Origin of the sequence: Lacrimispora sp. BS-2 (genome assembly GCF_040207125.1) — a bacterium.
Lineage (GTDB): Bacteria > Bacillota > Clostridia > Lachnospirales > Lachnospiraceae > Lacrimispora.
In genome coordinates this window covers 1099742-1113462 of record NZ_CP157940.1, presented here as the reverse complement: position 1 = coordinate 1113462, position 13721 = coordinate 1099742, and the positions used below count along the sequence as shown (strand labels likewise).

The 13721-nt window shown below is 45.7% G+C and carries 16 protein-coding genes; 3 read left to right on the top strand and 13 right to left on the bottom strand.

All coding sequences use genetic code 11. The annotated features are described in order from the left end of the window. Positions 1–12: 12 nt before the first annotated feature. The 5 genes from ABFV83_RS05280 to ABFV83_RS05260 all read right to left on the bottom strand — a co-directional run bounded on the left by ABFV83_RS05280 (position 13) and on the right by ABFV83_RS05260 (position 5328). Entirely contained in the window at positions 13–849 is an 837-nt protein-coding gene (locus ABFV83_RS05280) for an MBL fold metallo-hydrolase (protein ID WP_349947889.1), read from the bottom strand. Beyond that, a complete protein-coding gene (locus ABFV83_RS05275) occupies positions 849–2159 on the bottom strand; it encodes an ectonucleotide pyrophosphatase/phosphodiesterase (RefSeq protein ID WP_349947888.1) in 1311 nt (436 codons plus the stop codon). The genes ABFV83_RS05280 and ABFV83_RS05275 overlap by 1 nt, the downstream gene beginning before the upstream one ends. Positions 2160–2171: 12 nt before the next feature. Beyond that, positions 2172–3005 carry a carbohydrate ABC transporter permease gene (locus ABFV83_RS05270; RefSeq protein ID WP_349947887.1) on the bottom strand — a complete coding sequence of 278 codons (834 nt, stop codon included), beginning with the start codon at positions 3003–3005 and terminating at the stop codon, positions 2172–2174. An 11-nt stretch (positions 3006–3016) separates the two neighbouring features. Next, positions 3017–3910, bottom strand: coding sequence for a sugar ABC transporter permease (locus tag ABFV83_RS05265; RefSeq protein WP_349947886.1), 894 nt, complete (start codon positions 3908–3910; stop codon positions 3017–3019). Between the two features lie 104 nt (positions 3911–4014). Then, the gene (locus tag ABFV83_RS05260) at positions 4015–5328 is read right to left on the bottom strand and encodes an extracellular solute-binding protein (RefSeq protein WP_349947885.1); all 1314 of its coding nucleotides are present in this window, start codon (positions 5326–5328) and stop codon (positions 4015–4017) included. A gap of 300 nt (positions 5329–5628) precedes the next feature. Here ABFV83_RS05260 and ABFV83_RS05255 point away from each other — a divergent pair, with 300 nt between their 5' ends. Genes ABFV83_RS05255 through ABFV83_RS05245 form a run of 3 tightly spaced genes read left to right on the top strand, consistent with a single transcriptional unit; the run spans position 5629 to position 8398 of the window. Further along, complete coding sequence (locus tag ABFV83_RS05255) at positions 5629–7092, top strand: arylsulfatase (RefSeq protein ID WP_349947884.1); 1464 nt, start codon at positions 5629–5631, stop codon at positions 7090–7092. An 8-nt stretch (positions 7093–7100) separates the two neighbouring features. Then, the gene (locus ABFV83_RS05250) at positions 7101–8276 is read left to right on the top strand and encodes an ROK family transcriptional regulator (RefSeq protein WP_349947883.1); all 1176 of its coding nucleotides are present in this window, start codon (positions 7101–7103) and stop codon (positions 8274–8276) included. Continuing rightward, positions 8273–8398, top strand: a complete 126-nt coding sequence (locus ABFV83_RS05245; RefSeq protein WP_349947882.1) for a hypothetical protein — start codon at positions 8273–8275, stop codon at positions 8396–8398. The genes ABFV83_RS05250 and ABFV83_RS05245 overlap by 4 nt, the downstream gene beginning before the upstream one ends. 104 nt (positions 8399–8502) lie before the next feature. Here ABFV83_RS05245 and efp read toward each other — a convergent pair whose 3' ends face one another. The 8 genes from efp to ABFV83_RS05205 form a co-directional block, all read right to left on the bottom strand. Further along, positions 8503–9060 carry an elongation factor P gene (gene efp / locus ABFV83_RS05240; RefSeq protein ID WP_349947881.1) on the bottom strand — a complete coding sequence of 186 codons (558 nt, stop codon included), beginning with the start codon at positions 9058–9060 and terminating at the stop codon, positions 8503–8505. Positions 9061–9172: 112 nt separating this feature from the next. Further along, complete coding sequence (aroQ, locus tag ABFV83_RS05235; RefSeq protein WP_349947880.1) at positions 9173–9601, bottom strand: type II 3-dehydroquinate dehydratase; 429 nt, start codon at positions 9599–9601, stop codon at positions 9173–9175. 199 nt (positions 9602–9800) lie between these two features. Next, the gene (locus tag ABFV83_RS05230; protein ID WP_349947879.1) at positions 9801–10310 is read right to left on the bottom strand and encodes a YqeG family HAD IIIA-type phosphatase; all 510 of its coding nucleotides are present in this window, start codon (positions 10308–10310) and stop codon (positions 9801–9803) included. A gap of 7 nt (positions 10311–10317) precedes the next feature. Beyond that, positions 10318–10770, bottom strand: coding sequence for a transcriptional regulator NrdR (gene nrdR / locus ABFV83_RS05225; protein WP_054738727.1), 453 nt, complete (start codon positions 10768–10770; stop codon positions 10318–10320). A 173-nt stretch (positions 10771–10943) separates the two neighbouring features. Further along, complete coding sequence (locus ABFV83_RS05220; RefSeq protein ID WP_054738725.1) at positions 10944–11204, bottom strand: YlmC/YmxH family sporulation protein; 261 nt, start codon at positions 11202–11204, stop codon at positions 10944–10946. Between the two features lie 52 nt (positions 11205–11256). Beyond that, on the bottom strand, positions 11257–12087 hold the full coding sequence (locus ABFV83_RS05215) for a DUF975 family protein (RefSeq protein WP_349947878.1): 831 nt from the start codon (positions 12085–12087) through the stop codon (positions 11257–11259). Continuing rightward, entirely contained in the window at positions 12084–12431 is a 348-nt protein-coding gene (locus tag ABFV83_RS05210) for a hypothetical protein (protein ID WP_349947877.1), read from the bottom strand. Before ABFV83_RS05210 ends, ABFV83_RS05215 begins: the two co-directional genes overlap by 4 nt. 357 nt (positions 12432–12788) lie before the next feature. Beyond that, a complete protein-coding gene (locus tag ABFV83_RS05205; protein WP_349947876.1) occupies positions 12789–13682 on the bottom strand; it encodes a MetQ/NlpA family ABC transporter substrate-binding protein in 894 nt (297 codons plus the stop codon). Positions 13683–13721: the final 39 nt, after the last annotated feature.

Genomic DNA, 13721 nt, shown 5'->3' with positions numbered 1-13721 from the left:
ACATCGTTACGATTATTTCCATTTAAGTTCCATCCCGTCCCAGGCTGCATGAATACCTGCCTCCCCAAGCCTTTGTTCCAGCTCCTCATGGCTCATATTGCAGTTATGGGAAAAATGGGTTGCAGCGATCACGGTGGAGGGGGCCAGGCAGCCTGCTTCCTCCAGGCGTTTTACAACAGCAAGATTTTCTTCTATTCCCATATGGGAACTGCCGTGATCTTTGCCGGCACCGAAGGTACAGTCCAGGCTGACAAGAGAAAGTCTCTTTCCTTTCAGGAAATCATAAGCTTCCTGTCCCAGAAGGCCTGTGTCATTGGCATAGAGGATCCTGGTTTCTCCCTCTTCTATCAGATAAATAAAACACATTTCCCCGGGATCATGGTTTGCCGGAATGGGAATAACCGTCAATTCCCCGGCCCTGATTTCCGTAAACGGCTGGGCAGGAAGAAATACCACGGACGGATCCTCCTCCTTTCCGAATTCCTCCTTAAAGCGTTCCCTGCCCATGCGGCAGACCTTGGAGTTGCCATAGACTGCCAATGGCTTCTCATCATGGATGTGGCAGTAATTGATACTGCTGCGGCGTGTCAGTTCTTCGCCGTCAAAATGATCGCTGTGGGAGTGAGTAACGCAGACTGCTTTTACCTTCCACAAATCCAAATCGTAACGAAGCTTGTGAAAATACAGGTCAGGAGAAATATCCAGAAGAAGCTTGCCATTAATAAGGGCGCTGGACCTGGTACGGATGTCCTTTCCTTTCTGCTGTGATGCCCTCCTGCAGGTTTCGCATTGGCAGAAAACGGCGGGAATCCCTTCCGCCGCTCCTGTACCTAAATACCGGATCTCCATCAGAAATCTCCCCCCGTTCTTTTCTTCCACAACTGGGTCCTGGCGGTTCCATCCACCGGATCAGTTTTCATATCCAGCAAGTGGCAAACCGAAGGCAGAATATCAATGATTCCCATGGTCTCCACCCGGACAGGTGCCACATCCTCTCCCCAGGCAAACATCATGGTCTGGTAATCCGCTCCATCGGGAAGATACCCGTGTACTCCCTGGTAATGGCTGTCCACAATCCCTTCCTCATCCGCTGCTTCTTCATATCCGGACTCAAAATAATAGCCATCCCTTGCTTCAAGAACCAGATCCGCCTCTTTGTCGCAGCCGAGATTTTCAAAATCCTTTTTCTCCATTACCCTTCTTACTCCTCTGTTTGCGGCAAAGGCTTCTTTTATTCTGGCGATTACCTCTTCTCTGTCAACGCCCTTTATGTAGATATAAGCCATTCCATCGCCCGAGTCTAAGTAAGCCCTGTAGCCCGTAAGTCTATGATTTTCATAAGTGCAGTAGCCCAGACGTTCCAGGACCATGTTGCCGTGAATGGCATAGGACACCTGCTTTTGGGAATGGTCACCTGTGAACAGGAGCGTCACATCCTGGCCACTGCACTGCTTTGCATAATCCATAAGCTGCCCCACAAATCTGTCGTACTCCTTCAGATAATACTGGCATTTCCTGGAATAGATCCCGTATGTATGCTTGGCATCATCCAGACCATAAATATGAAGCATGGCAATATCAAAATCATACCGGTTCACAGCGTCCATGAACCGGTCCATCATGGACATATCCAGATTGGGCTGCTTTCCCAGAAACCACGCCTTTGGAAGTTCCCTGTCTGACAAAAGCGTCCTCATGGCAAAGCGGGGCGTCCCGTACTTGCAGAGCACTTTCATCTGGCTCATAAAACTGTCCATATTCCAGATTTTAGGCTTGACCGGAGACATTTCCGGCATGGAATAGGCCATTTTCGCTCCTGCGCTGACCGGCCAGGACATGCTCATCACCCGTTTCCCGTTCTCTGCGGCATAGTCCCATATGGCTCTGCGCTTTAAGCTGGAGGCATAAAAATTCCATTTATGGATCCGGGCAAAAGGCTCCAGCAAATAATTGTTCACGATTCCGTGGGAGGAAGGGTGGCAGCCTGTGGCAATGCTGGCATGGCTGGGAAACGTAAGGGAGGGATACACGGAATGCACATGGGTGCAATAAGCTCCCTCTTTCATGATCCTGGAAAAATGAGGCAGGGTTTTTACATATTCTAAATCCGTACAGGACAAGGCATCAAAAGATACCAATATCAGCTTCTTTTTTTTCATCACAACTCCTTCTTATCCTTTCACAGCCCCTGCTGTCAAGCCTCCGATAATCTGCTTCTGCATCAGAATATAGAATATCATGATTGGCAGCATGGAGATCAGGAATGAGGCAAAAATCAAACCGAAATCCGTCTGATATGCTGTTTTAAAGTTATACACATAAAGGATCAGCGTCCAAAACCTGGATGATTTATTGAGAACCAGCAGAGGCAGCTGGAAATCATTCCATACCCACAGCGCATTCTGGATTGCCACCGTAGCAAGGATCGGCTTCATAAGGGGCAGAATCACCTTACTGTAGGTTCTAAAAAAACCTGCTCCGTCTATGTAGGCAGCTTCCTCCATGTCCGGTGGGATAGACTGAAGATAACCGGCGCACAGGAATACGCCCTCACAGGTAGAACCGGCAATGTATAGCACAATAATTCCCGGCACGTTCATCATTCCAAGCTTGCTGGCGATCATGATTAAGGGAATCATTTTCGCCTGAAAGGGGACAAAAAGGCCGATAATCAAAAAGTAGTAAAAAAAACGGAGAAAACGGTTATTAGCCATGGTCCGGGATACACCGTAGGCTGTCAGGGGCAATGTCACCGTACTGATCAACAGGAAAACGCCTGCGATCACAACAGAGTTTAAGAACGCATATTTCAGCTCATTTTTTGCAAACAGGGTTTTAAAATTATCCAGGTACAGCGGGATCGGAAGGGAAAACCAGCTTTCTGCGATCTGAAGATTTGACTTAAAAGCAGTCATTACCACCAGGAGCATGGGAAGGAAAATCAGGACAGAGCCTGACACCAGGATCCCGTATTTCACTGCATTTAGTATTTTACGTTGGTTCATGCCATACCCTCCTAGTAGATGCGTTTCCTGTTGGACCAGACAATCTGGATAAATGAAACAGTGCAGACAATCACTGCCAGTATCAGGGCCTCTGCCATGGCCACACTAAGGCGGCGTTCCACAAAGCCATGGTTATAGATCAGCATTGCCATGCTCTCCGTGGATCCTGCCGGGCCGCCCTGGGTCATGGACATAATCAGATCAAATACCATGAGCCCCTGTTTTAAGGTCAGCACAAATACCATGGTAATGGTTGGAACCAGAAACGGCAGAGTGATAAACCGGAATTTATTCCATGCCGTAGCCCCATCCAGGCTTGCGGATTCTTCCAACTCCCTGGGAACGGTCTGAAGTCCTGCAAGGAACAGTACCGTGGGAATGGCCAGCCCCTGCCATATGGCTACGAACAGGATGGCATACATGGCGGTATCCGGCTTTGACAAAAGACTTATTTCCCAGCTTTCAAAGCCAAGGTTTGCACCAAGCTGGGGCAGGCCCTTTGTGATAATGCTGTTGAACACCAGCCCCATGGTAAGCAGCGGAAGCACTGCCGGAAAGAAGAACACAGAACGGAACATGGTCTTGCCCTGAAGGCTGCTGTTTAAGATAATTGCAAGTATCAGGCTCAGAGATACGATAAATATAACCAGGAAAGCGCTGTACTTTACATTGAACATTACAGTTTTCAAGAAACGGGAATTGCTGAATACTGCCCGGTAGTTCTCAAGCCCCACAAAGTTCAGCTTTTTGTTGATTCCGTTATAATCGGTGAAGCTGTAAATAATTCCGCCAATGATCGGAGTAATAAAAAAGATCACATAGACAATTGCCTGCGGAATTGCAAATAGGCTCAAAATAATGGACTGTTTTTTATAAAACGTCATCCTTTTGTTTTGGCTGTTCATTTTCTGTCTCCCTCTATCAGAGTGGGGCAGCCGTTTACGGGAATTACCGGGAAACGGCTGCCCCATCACATAGCACATACCGGCACTAATACAGTTACGGCTGCTTATTGTTCATTTTCAAAATACTCGATGCTGATAGAATCACTGTCCTTTAAAAACGCATCCACATCCTTTGAAAGGATCATCTGCTGCAGGGGAGCTTCCCAGCTCTTGCGGAAGCCTGCCGGCCAATATACAGATGGACTGAAGAACATGTCCCCTGCTTTCAGCTTCTCGCTCATGGTCTGAAGCTGGGGGCGCTTGTAGTCTACGGTCTTGATAACGGATGGATTCTTCTCCGTGTCTGCATAATACTGGGCGGTCTCTTTAGAGCCCATGAATTCCAGGAACTTAAGGGCTGCCTCCTTGTTCTTGCAGCTTTCTGTGATGGAAAGCGCCGTATCAATACTGGCGGGAATCTTGCTGGCTTCTCCCGTAGGATTGGGGATGGTTATCATTTCAATGTCCAGATTCGGATTTAAGTTAAGGATCGTCTGAATACCCCAGCTTCCGTAAAAGATCATGGCTGCCTTTTCTGTGGCAATATCGTTGAACGCGTCCTCATAGCCTGCTCCCAGGGTATCTTTCTGGCCGTATTGGCGAAGCTTTAGCATGGCATCAGCCAGCACTTTCATTTCCTTTTCATTTTCCCAGGTTGTCTCCTTCTTGCCCACCTTCTCAAATTGAGAAGTAATGTCGTTGTTGATCACACCAATAAGTCTCTCTGCCATCTGTCCCAGCTGCTCTGTGGATTTGTCGTAAAATGCAAAAGGCTGGATCCCTTTTGCCTGAAATGCCTCGGCTGCTGCAATCAGCTCATCCCAGGTCTGCGGCTTCTCAATGCCGTTATCCTCAAACAGCTTATTATTAACAATGAGGCCATAAGCGCTCATTGTCATGGAAAGTGCGTAATCCTTGCCGTCATATTTGGCAATCTCTCTTGTTTCGTCCGCCACATCGTTTAAGAACGCCTGGTCGGAAATATCCATCAGGGCTCCGTCTCTCATCAGATCCCGGTAAAATTTTTCCGCCGGCCAGATGGTCACAATGTCCGGATAATCATTAGAAGCAATTCTTGTAACAAGAGCTGTCTCCGGATCCGGTACGCTTGTCAGCTCAATCTTGATTCCAGGGTTCTGCTCTTCGAAACGAGTAGTCAATTCCTGAAAAACATCCACTACGTTTGTTTTCTGCAGATATAACTCCAGGGTTACCCGGTCCCCCTCTGCTTTGGTTTCCTTTGCCTTAGCCGTCTCCCCTGCTGCAGTGACTGTCTCCTCAGTTGATTTGGCAGGTGCTGGTTCGCTTTTACCGCAGCCGGCCAAAAGTGAACAGACCAGGCCTAAAGATAATGCGAAAACTCCAATTCTTTTCTTCATGATTGATTCTCCTCCTTTTTTGGTGATAGGTTTTCATGGACTTTATGTAGATGGCATCATCTTAGCAAGTTTTCCTTATCAAGTCAATAGGAAATTTGAAGTTTTTTGTAAATTTTGTATCTTTTTCATTCCGATTATTGATTTTATTCGTACCATTTCACCACTACACTATCAAAACTTTAAAATATATTTACATTTATTTCATAATGGCGTATAATACCTTTATGAAATTAGTAATTATTCCTTACTTTCTTTTTCCATGGAATGTACTAAATAAGATTTCATTTTCAGGAGGAGCTTATGAAACAGCCGAATATTGTTCTAATTATGTGCGACCAGATGCGAGGGGACTGTATGGGAGTTGCAGGACACCCGGATGTTCAGACGCCGTATCTGGATTCCCTGGCCGCAGAAGGTACTTATTTCCCCAATGCCTACGCTTCCTGTCCAAGCTGCATCCCTTCCAGAGCCGCCCTGTTTACAGGAATGAGCCAGGAGCGCCACGGCCGGGTGGGCTATCAGGATGGAATTGACTGGGATTATCCAAACATGCTTCCCCAGGTTTTATCTCGCCACGGCTATCATACGGAAGCGGTGGGAAAACTTCACGTTCATCCGCCCCTTCGCCGCTGCGGCTTCCATAACCTGACGCTTCATGACGGATATATCGGCTTTTACCGAAGGCCCAGCCTTCCAACCCGGCAGAACCAGCTTTATGGTGACAGCTATTTAAGATGGCTGAAAGACCGGTACGGAAATGCGACGGATGTCAATGATACCGGCCTGGAATGCAATTCCTTCATTGCTTCGCCCTGGGTGTACGACAGCATGTCCCATCCCACCAACTGGACGGTTACGGAAAGTATCCGTTTCCTGGAAAAGCGGGATCCTGACTTGCCCTTTTTCCTCATGACCTCCTTTGTAAGACCCCATCCGCCCTTAGACGCTCCCTCAGAATATTTTGATATCTACCGGAGCAGGGAGCTGGCATCTCCTGCAATGGGAACCTGGGAGGATTTTTCCCATAAAGCAAAGGATTATGAAGGGCTTTATGATTCTCCTTACGGAACAAAAAATGATAAGCTTAAGCAGGATGCCATGATCGGCTACTACGCCTGCATTACCCATATGGATCACCAGATCGGACGGCTTTTGCAGGCTCTTTACAGAGAGGAGGTTTTAGAAGACAGCATTCTGATCTTCCTCTCCGATCATGGAGAGCTGTTGTTTGATCACGGCCTGTTTCGGAAAGTACAGCCTTACCAGGGTAGCATCCATATCCCCATGATCGTTCGTGTGGGAAAAAATCTGTTTCCAGGAAGGACCCAGATCCCGATTTCCAGAGATCTGGTGGAATTAAGGGACATCATGCCGACCATTCTGGATTCCCTGAACCTTCCTGTTCCGGATGAGGCCGATGGGCAAAGCTTTTTCCCCTCTCTGTTTGGAGAAACCGGTTTTGACAGGGAGTACTTACACGGCGAACACAGCGGCGGGGAGATATCAAACCATTTTATCGTCACCCCCACGGACAAATATATCTGGTACAGCCAGACCGGTGAAGAGCATTATTTCCAGCTGGATCAGGACCCAAAAGAGCTTTGCGACCTGATTCATGATCCCGGCTGCGGGGAACGGATTGACTGCCTGAGAGGCTGTCTCATCGAAGCCTTAAAGGACCGGGAGGAAGGCTATTCCGACGGCATTTCCCTGATTCCGGGGAAAAAGCCGGTGTTTAAGCTGACAAACATATCTGATAAATAGGAGTGCATATGAAAAAAACAGTAAATCTCAGCCATGTCCGCACAATCAATCAAAGGGCTATTCTGGACGCCATCTTTCAGAAAGGCGACACTTCCAAGGCCCAATTGGCCCGCATGCTGAACATGAGCAAGCCATCCATGGCCGACAATGTGGCAGCTCTTTTACAAATCGGCATTATTAATGAGATAGGCGAAGGAGCTTGTTCCAGCGGAGGCGGCAGAAAACCGACGCTTCTGCGTTTCTGCGATAATTTTAAATACATTATTGTAATGGATTTTCAATATCAGCATTCATATTTCTGCTTAAGCGACTTAAGAGGTTCCATCATCAACCAGTTTACCATCCAGCAGACCCCCACCGCTGATTTGAATTCCTGGATCACCATGTGCATCAATGCGGTGTCCATGCTGTTGGCCTCCCAGTGCATTACCCACCAGGACCTGGCAGCTATTGCCGTATCCGCTCCCGGCATCCTTAATGACAATGATAAAAATTATATTGTCAGTTCCAAATACGGGGATCTTAATGTGGGGCTGATAGAGGAACGTCTTACAGAGGCTTTTCCTGTCCCTGTCCTGATTAAAAACAGCGCCAATGCTTCCGTTCTGGGGGAATGGTGCTGCGGCGGAGGCCAGGGGTGCAGCCATTTGGCCTTTATAAGCTGCGGCCAGGGCGTTGGCGCGGGTATCCTGCTAAACGGAAGGCTGCACGAGGGAAACCATCTGGCGGCAGGTGAAATCGGTTTTTGCGTCACCCCGGAAAGCCTTACTACAAAAAATGCTTCTCTGGAAAACAGGATCTGCATTGACTCCATACTCAGGCAGCTTAACTGTGACTGCCAGGGCGAGCCCGTCACCTTCCCTGATATAATCAAACGCTACCAGTTGCAGGATCCTCAGGTGACCGCCCTGGTGGATCTTATCAGCACGGAGTTAGGCTGTGCGGTCTGCAACCTTTTGTCCGTCATTGACTGCGAACTGGTGATCATCGGCGGCGACTACCTGGCTTTTGAGGAACAGCTGATCCCAAGGATACAATCAATCGTTGATAATCATGCCGCTATCCCAGTTCCTGTCATCCCGTCAAGGCTGGGAGAAAAGGTATCTGTGCTGGGTCTGATTGCCACCAGCCGGGAATTTTATTTTAAGCAGATTTGTACCAGGACCGCCGGGGAGGAGCAATGAAAAAGCATTGTATCCTATTTCTTTTATGCTGGATCACCTATTTTTTCACCTATATCGGGCGGCAGAACTGCACTGCCTCCATGTCGGAAATCATTGCTGCAGAGGGCTATATAACTTTATAACACAAAAACAACGTAGGAATATGAGAATAATCTCCTCTACGTTGTTTTCACGATATCGTACATAATTATTAAAAGGACCTGCGGTTTGCCCGGTCCTTTTCTTTTTAAACTCTGGACAGATATTCACCTGTACGTGTATCAATCTTGATCTTGTCACCCTGATCTACAAATAAGGGAACATATACTACTGCACCAGTCTCAACCGTAGCTGGCTTTGTAGCTCCCTGAGCGGTATCACCCTTGAATCCCGGCTCTGTATCTGTGATAACTAACTCCACGAATAATGGAGGCTCTACAGAGTATACCTTACCATTATAAGAACATACCTTAACCGTCTCATTCTCTTTCACAAACTTTAACGCATCACCGATCACATCTGGAGATAACGCTATCTGCTCATAGGTGTTCATATCCATAAAGTTATGAAGATCTCCATCAGCATACAGATACTGCATGTCAAATCTATCGATTCTTGCCTGTGGGAACTTCTCTGTCGGGCGGAATGTGCGCTCGTTAATGCCGCCGTTTAACACATCTTTAATCTTAGTTCTTACGAATGCAGCACCCTTTCCAGGTTTTACATGCTGGAACTCCATAATCTGATAAACAGTACCCTCGATCTCTAATGTGATACCGTTTCTAAAATCACCCGCTGATATCATAAATGATATTCCTCCTTGAATTTCTCTTCTTAACCTTTTATATTCTATACTATAACAAATACATTTTCAACCGTTTTTTACAAATATCTCCCTTTTCTTTGAATCGGAACGGTTATTTTCCTGTTAAGAAATCCATTGCCAGGGCATATCCTTTAAGCCCCAGGCCAACCACCTGACCGGTACAAACAGGAGCAGTCACCGATGTATGGCGGAACTCCTCCCTTTTATGGACATTGGATATATGAACTTCAACCTTGGGCATCTCCACAGAACCCAGGGCATCTCTTACGGCATAGCTGTAATGGGTAAATGCTCCGGGATTGATGATAATCCCTTCTGTTCCATTGTGATACGCCTCCTGAATCTTGTCAATGATTCCGCCTTCATAATTGCTCTGATAGACTTCCAGCTCATGACCTTCTCTCTGCGCTTTCTCTTCCAGCATGGATACCAGTGCATGATAATCCTCTGTTCCGTATATCCCTTTTTCACGAATTCCTAAAAAATTCAGATTCGGCCCGTTTAATACAAGAATTTTCATATCCCTTCTACCACCTTTCAATCCATGCTTTTAGGCATAAAAATACCAAAGGTGTTTCTTCCTGTCAGCAAGTCATGGATCTCTTATTGTAATTTCCTGTATGTCCGGATCAGCCAGCTTGTCCGGACCGTCTCATCCGTATTATAACCTGCCGGGTTGTCTTTTACCCGCCAGGAATTTTATTTCACCGTTATACTGTTCACTTTTTTCTTTTCTTATCTCTGCGGTAAAAATATAGTACAACTGCTTCTAAATATCTCTTTAAAACGATTTGGATTTCTTCCTTCGGATGAATCGGCTTAACCAGAATGCTGTGGATCCCGGCTCTCTTGGCTCCATAAACATCGGTAAAAAGCTGATCTCCCACAAAAACCGTATGTTTCGCATCCGTTCCCATGAGCTTCATCGCTCTTTGATATCCTTTTTTTCCGGGCTTGTTTCCATTATAAATGTAGCGGGAGCCGCCCGCAGCCCTGGCAAAGGCCGCCACTCTCGGCTCTTTGTTATTAGAAAGAAGGCAGGTTTCTATCCCGAGTTCATGCAGACGTAAAAACAGCTTCTTTGCCCTTTCATCTGCAGGCGCATCATGGGGCACCAGAGTATTGTCAATATCAAAAATCACGCCTCTGATCCCGTTCTTATATAATTTTTCAAAGGATATGTCATATGCAGAAGCTGCATCTTCATCCGGATAAAATACCTTAAACATAAATCTCCTACTTTTTTAACAATTTTCCTATTTCTTCCATAAAGGTACTCACGTCTTTAAATTCCCTGTATACGGAAGCAAAGCGCACATAAGCCACCTCATCAACTTCCTGCAGCTTTTTCATAACAAGCTCTCCGATCACCGTGCTTTCCACTTCTCTTTCCTCACGGTTAAAAACCTGGGTCTCTATTTCATCTACCATGGAATCAATCTGCTGGGATGATACCGGCCGCTTATGGCAGGAATGAAGAATCCCTGATTCTATTTTTGAACGGTCATAAACTTCTCTGGAATTATCCTTTTTAATTACCATGAGAGGCATGGTCTCCAGCTTCTCATAGGTGGTAAACCGCTTTCCGCACTTCTCACACTGTCTGCGGCGTCTGATTGAGCTGTTGTCGTCTGCCGGTCGGGAATCAATAACCTTTGTATCTGCTTCATTGCAAAATGGGCATTTCACGTTTCTGGTCCTCCTGTCTTACGGACTGTATTATTATTGGCATAATTTACTTAATAAATGCAAAGGCAATTGAAATGGAATTTAGTAAATCAGCCGCTCGATGAGCCAAAGGCGAATCGAATTACCTGCATATATCATAACTTACAATCCAAAGTTCTGCAAGCCCATCCTCCCTATATCCCGCATCTTTCCGTTGCTTTTTCCAAATCCACGTTTACAAGGATGATGTCCGGCCCTACCTGCCTTATGTCGCAGAAAGGAATCACATATTCTCTCTCCCTGACTAAAAAGCCGCAAAAGCACCCTGGTCCTGGTACAATAATGGCTATAAGGCAGCCTGTTTCCATGTCAAAATCCACATCACCAACATAACCGAGGCGTCTGCAGTCACAGATATTAATTACTTCTTTTTGTTTGAGATCGCAAATTCGCATAGATACACCTCCTTAGTATATTCTATGCGTAGCCCCCTTGTATGACACGGTTCTACCACTGATTTTCCTGGTTCCACATGGACTGGCAGGAGACTTCTTCTCCTATTCTAAGGGAATTATGGGAAAGCCGCTCCTTAAGATCCAGATAATACTCTGTCAGGGTGGCGTGAATATAAGGGCTGATCCAGAGAAAGCCGATTCCCATGGAGAAGTATCCCAGGACTATCATCCCTATGAAACTTATAAAAAGGTAAAATAGACCTCCCTTATTGCCTTTCATCATGGCCGCGCTTTCCTTAAGACTCCCCAGTACCTTCTGATCCGGAGACTCGATTAAGAGGAACATGGACTGTGATAAATACATCATTGTAATGATACTTCCACTGAGCATAAGCAGGTATGTAAGCACCAGCAATACCACCATGACCGGTATAAAATCTGTGATGGCCGCTACAATGAATACTACAAAGTACGGAATACCCCATACAAATCCTATCAAAAGATTAATAAAATAAAGTCCTATAAACCTATGCGGCTTGTTCTGAAATGCAAAGAGCAGGTCAGACAGCCTGGCGGTTTGGCCAGTGCTCATATTCACATAACATTTAAGTACCCCCGGCTTTAAAAGACCGTATAGAGAGAGAATTACCATGAAGGATAAATAAACCCCCACCTTCATGACCACATATCCTGCTGATATGCCGTGTACGCCGTCAATAAAAGGATCTCTCATCAAGCCCATAGAAAATGACGTTAAAATATACACTAGAGATATTGCCAGAACAATGGCAAATTCAATAAACTGGATACCAATGCACAGGCCGTATCTGCCTTTTAAGGTCCGCTTTGCACGCATTTTAAGTTCTGATGATGAAGTTTTCACGAAAGCACACCTCCTAGCCCTAAGTCACTCACTGCCACAGCAGCAATAAATATGATAACAACTAATACAACCAACACAAATGCAATGGAAGAAGTAATAAGGCCTGCCTTTGCATGGCCATCAAACCTGTCTTCCGTCTTAGAAAGCAGGGCAAACAGTACCCCAAGGCTTCCGAAGATCAAACCTCCGTAACAGCAGCAGGAGGTAATAATCCCAAGAATCCCCATGACCAGAGAAGCAAGTGCCATATTGTTCTGGGCTGGCTTCTCTGGCTGCTTATATCCTGCATCATATTCCAAATCCCGGGGTTCCTGCCAGGAACCATCTTGATTATCCTGATCCATTTCTATCATCTCCTTTTTTGTCATAATGTAACTTATCAGAAATCGCTTTTCTGATTTCTGATAAAAGGCAGTGTTTTTTACTGCCGTCCATCCGATTGTGAAAACTTTTTTGTTTTCACAATATAGCTTATCTGAAATCGCTTTTCTGATTTCTGATAAAAGGCAGTGTTTTTTACTGCCGTTCATCTGATTATGGCCACGTCCTTGTAACCATAATATGGCAATTATACAATAATTTCCATTATCTGTAAAATTAATATTTTCTGTCATTAGTTTTTTGCCTCAAAAAACCGCTATGGAAGCGGCACAAAGCTGTCTCCATAACGGCTATTTATCATTGCTGCAAAAATCTCTTATTTAGAAAGAAGGAACTACTGCGCCACCATAGGTATCTTCAAGAAACTTTTTAATGGTATCGCTTGTCAAAACCTCAACAAGGGCTTTTGACTTCTCACTGCTTTCCTCTCCCGCACGTACTGCAATAATATTACTGTAACGGGTTGCTGCCACAGACTTGGCATCCTCAACAGCCAGAGCATCAGATACCTTTAAGCCAGCCTCAATGGCATAGTTTCCATTGATAACAGCCACATCCACGTCGCCTAAGGAACGTGGAAGCTGAGCTGCTTCTACTTCAACGATTTTAAAATTCTTTTCATTCTTTACAATATCATTCTTGGTTGCATTAAGCTCTACGCCTTCCTTTAATTCAATCAGACCCTGGTCTGCCAGTAAAAGAAGAGCTCTTGCTTCGTTGGAAACATCATTTGGAACTGCGATCTGGGCTCCGTCAGCAAGCTTATCAATGGAATCGGTCTTTCCTGCATAAATGCCGAAAGGCTCATAATGAATGGCTGCCGCACTTACAAGATCGGTTCCTTTTTCCTCATTAAACTGATCCAAATATGGCTTGTGCTGGAAATAGTTAGCATCTAAGTCTCCGGATTCAAGAGCCAGGTTTGGCTGCACATAATCCGTATACTCCTTGATAACCAGCTCATAGCCTTTTTCTTTCAGGATATCTTTTGCAGCATTTAAAATCTCTGCATGAGGAGAAGGAGTTGCGCCGACAACGATTTTCTCCAGTTCGCCGGAAGCTTCTGCTGCCGTTGTTTCTTCTGCATTTGTTTCCTCAGATGATGCAGCCTGTGTTGCCGCAGTTGTTTCCGGTACTCCCTTACTTCCTGAGCATGCGGTCAGCGCTCCTGCCGCTAACAGTGCTGCCGTAAGTACATAAAGTGATTTTTTCATAATTTTTCCTCCTTAAATTTTTTATGGTAACGCCTTAGG

Coding starts and splice junctions, on each gene's coding strand:
- ABFV83_RS05280 (WP_349947889.1), bottom strand. CDS start 849: ATGGAGATCCGGTATTTAGGTACAGGAGCGGCGGAAGGGATTCCCGCC.
- ABFV83_RS05275 (WP_349947888.1), bottom strand. CDS start 2,159: ATGAAAAAAAAGAAGCTGATATTGGTATCTTTTGATGCCTTGTCCTGT.
- ABFV83_RS05270 (WP_349947887.1), bottom strand. CDS start 3,005: ATGAACCAACGTAAAATACTAAATGCAGTGAAATACGGGATCCTGGTG.
- ABFV83_RS05265 (WP_349947886.1), bottom strand. CDS start 3,910: ATGAACAGCCAAAACAAAAGGATGACGTTTTATAAAAAACAGTCCATT.
- ABFV83_RS05260 (WP_349947885.1), bottom strand. CDS start 5,328: ATGAAGAAAAGAATTGGAGTTTTCGCATTATCTTTAGGCCTGGTCTGT.
- ABFV83_RS05255 (WP_349947884.1), top strand. CDS start 5,629: ATGAAACAGCCGAATATTGTTCTAATTATGTGCGACCAGATGCGAGGG.
- ABFV83_RS05250 (WP_349947883.1), top strand. CDS start 7,101: ATGAAAAAAACAGTAAATCTCAGCCATGTCCGCACAATCAATCAAAGG.
- ABFV83_RS05245 (WP_349947882.1), top strand. CDS start 8,273: ATGAAAAAGCATTGTATCCTATTTCTTTTATGCTGGATCACCTATTTT.
- efp (WP_349947881.1), bottom strand. CDS start 9,060: ATGATATCAGCGGGTGATTTTAGAAACGGTATCACATTAGAGATCGAG.
- aroQ (WP_349947880.1), bottom strand. CDS start 9,601: ATGAAAATTCTTGTATTAAACGGGCCGAATCTGAATTTTTTAGGAATT.
- ABFV83_RS05230 (WP_349947879.1), bottom strand. CDS start 10,310: ATGTTTAAGGTATTTTATCCGGATGAAGATGCAGCTTCTGCATATGAC.
- ABFV83_RS05220 (WP_054738725.1), bottom strand. CDS start 11,204: ATGCGAATTTGCGATCTCAAACAAAAAGAAGTAATTAATATCTGTGAC.
- ABFV83_RS05210 (WP_349947877.1), bottom strand. CDS start 12,431: ATGGATCAGGATAATCAAGATGGTTCCTGGCAGGAACCCCGGGATTTG.
- ABFV83_RS05205 (WP_349947876.1), bottom strand. CDS start 13,682: ATGAAAAAATCACTTTATGTACTTACGGCAGCACTGTTAGCGGCAGGA.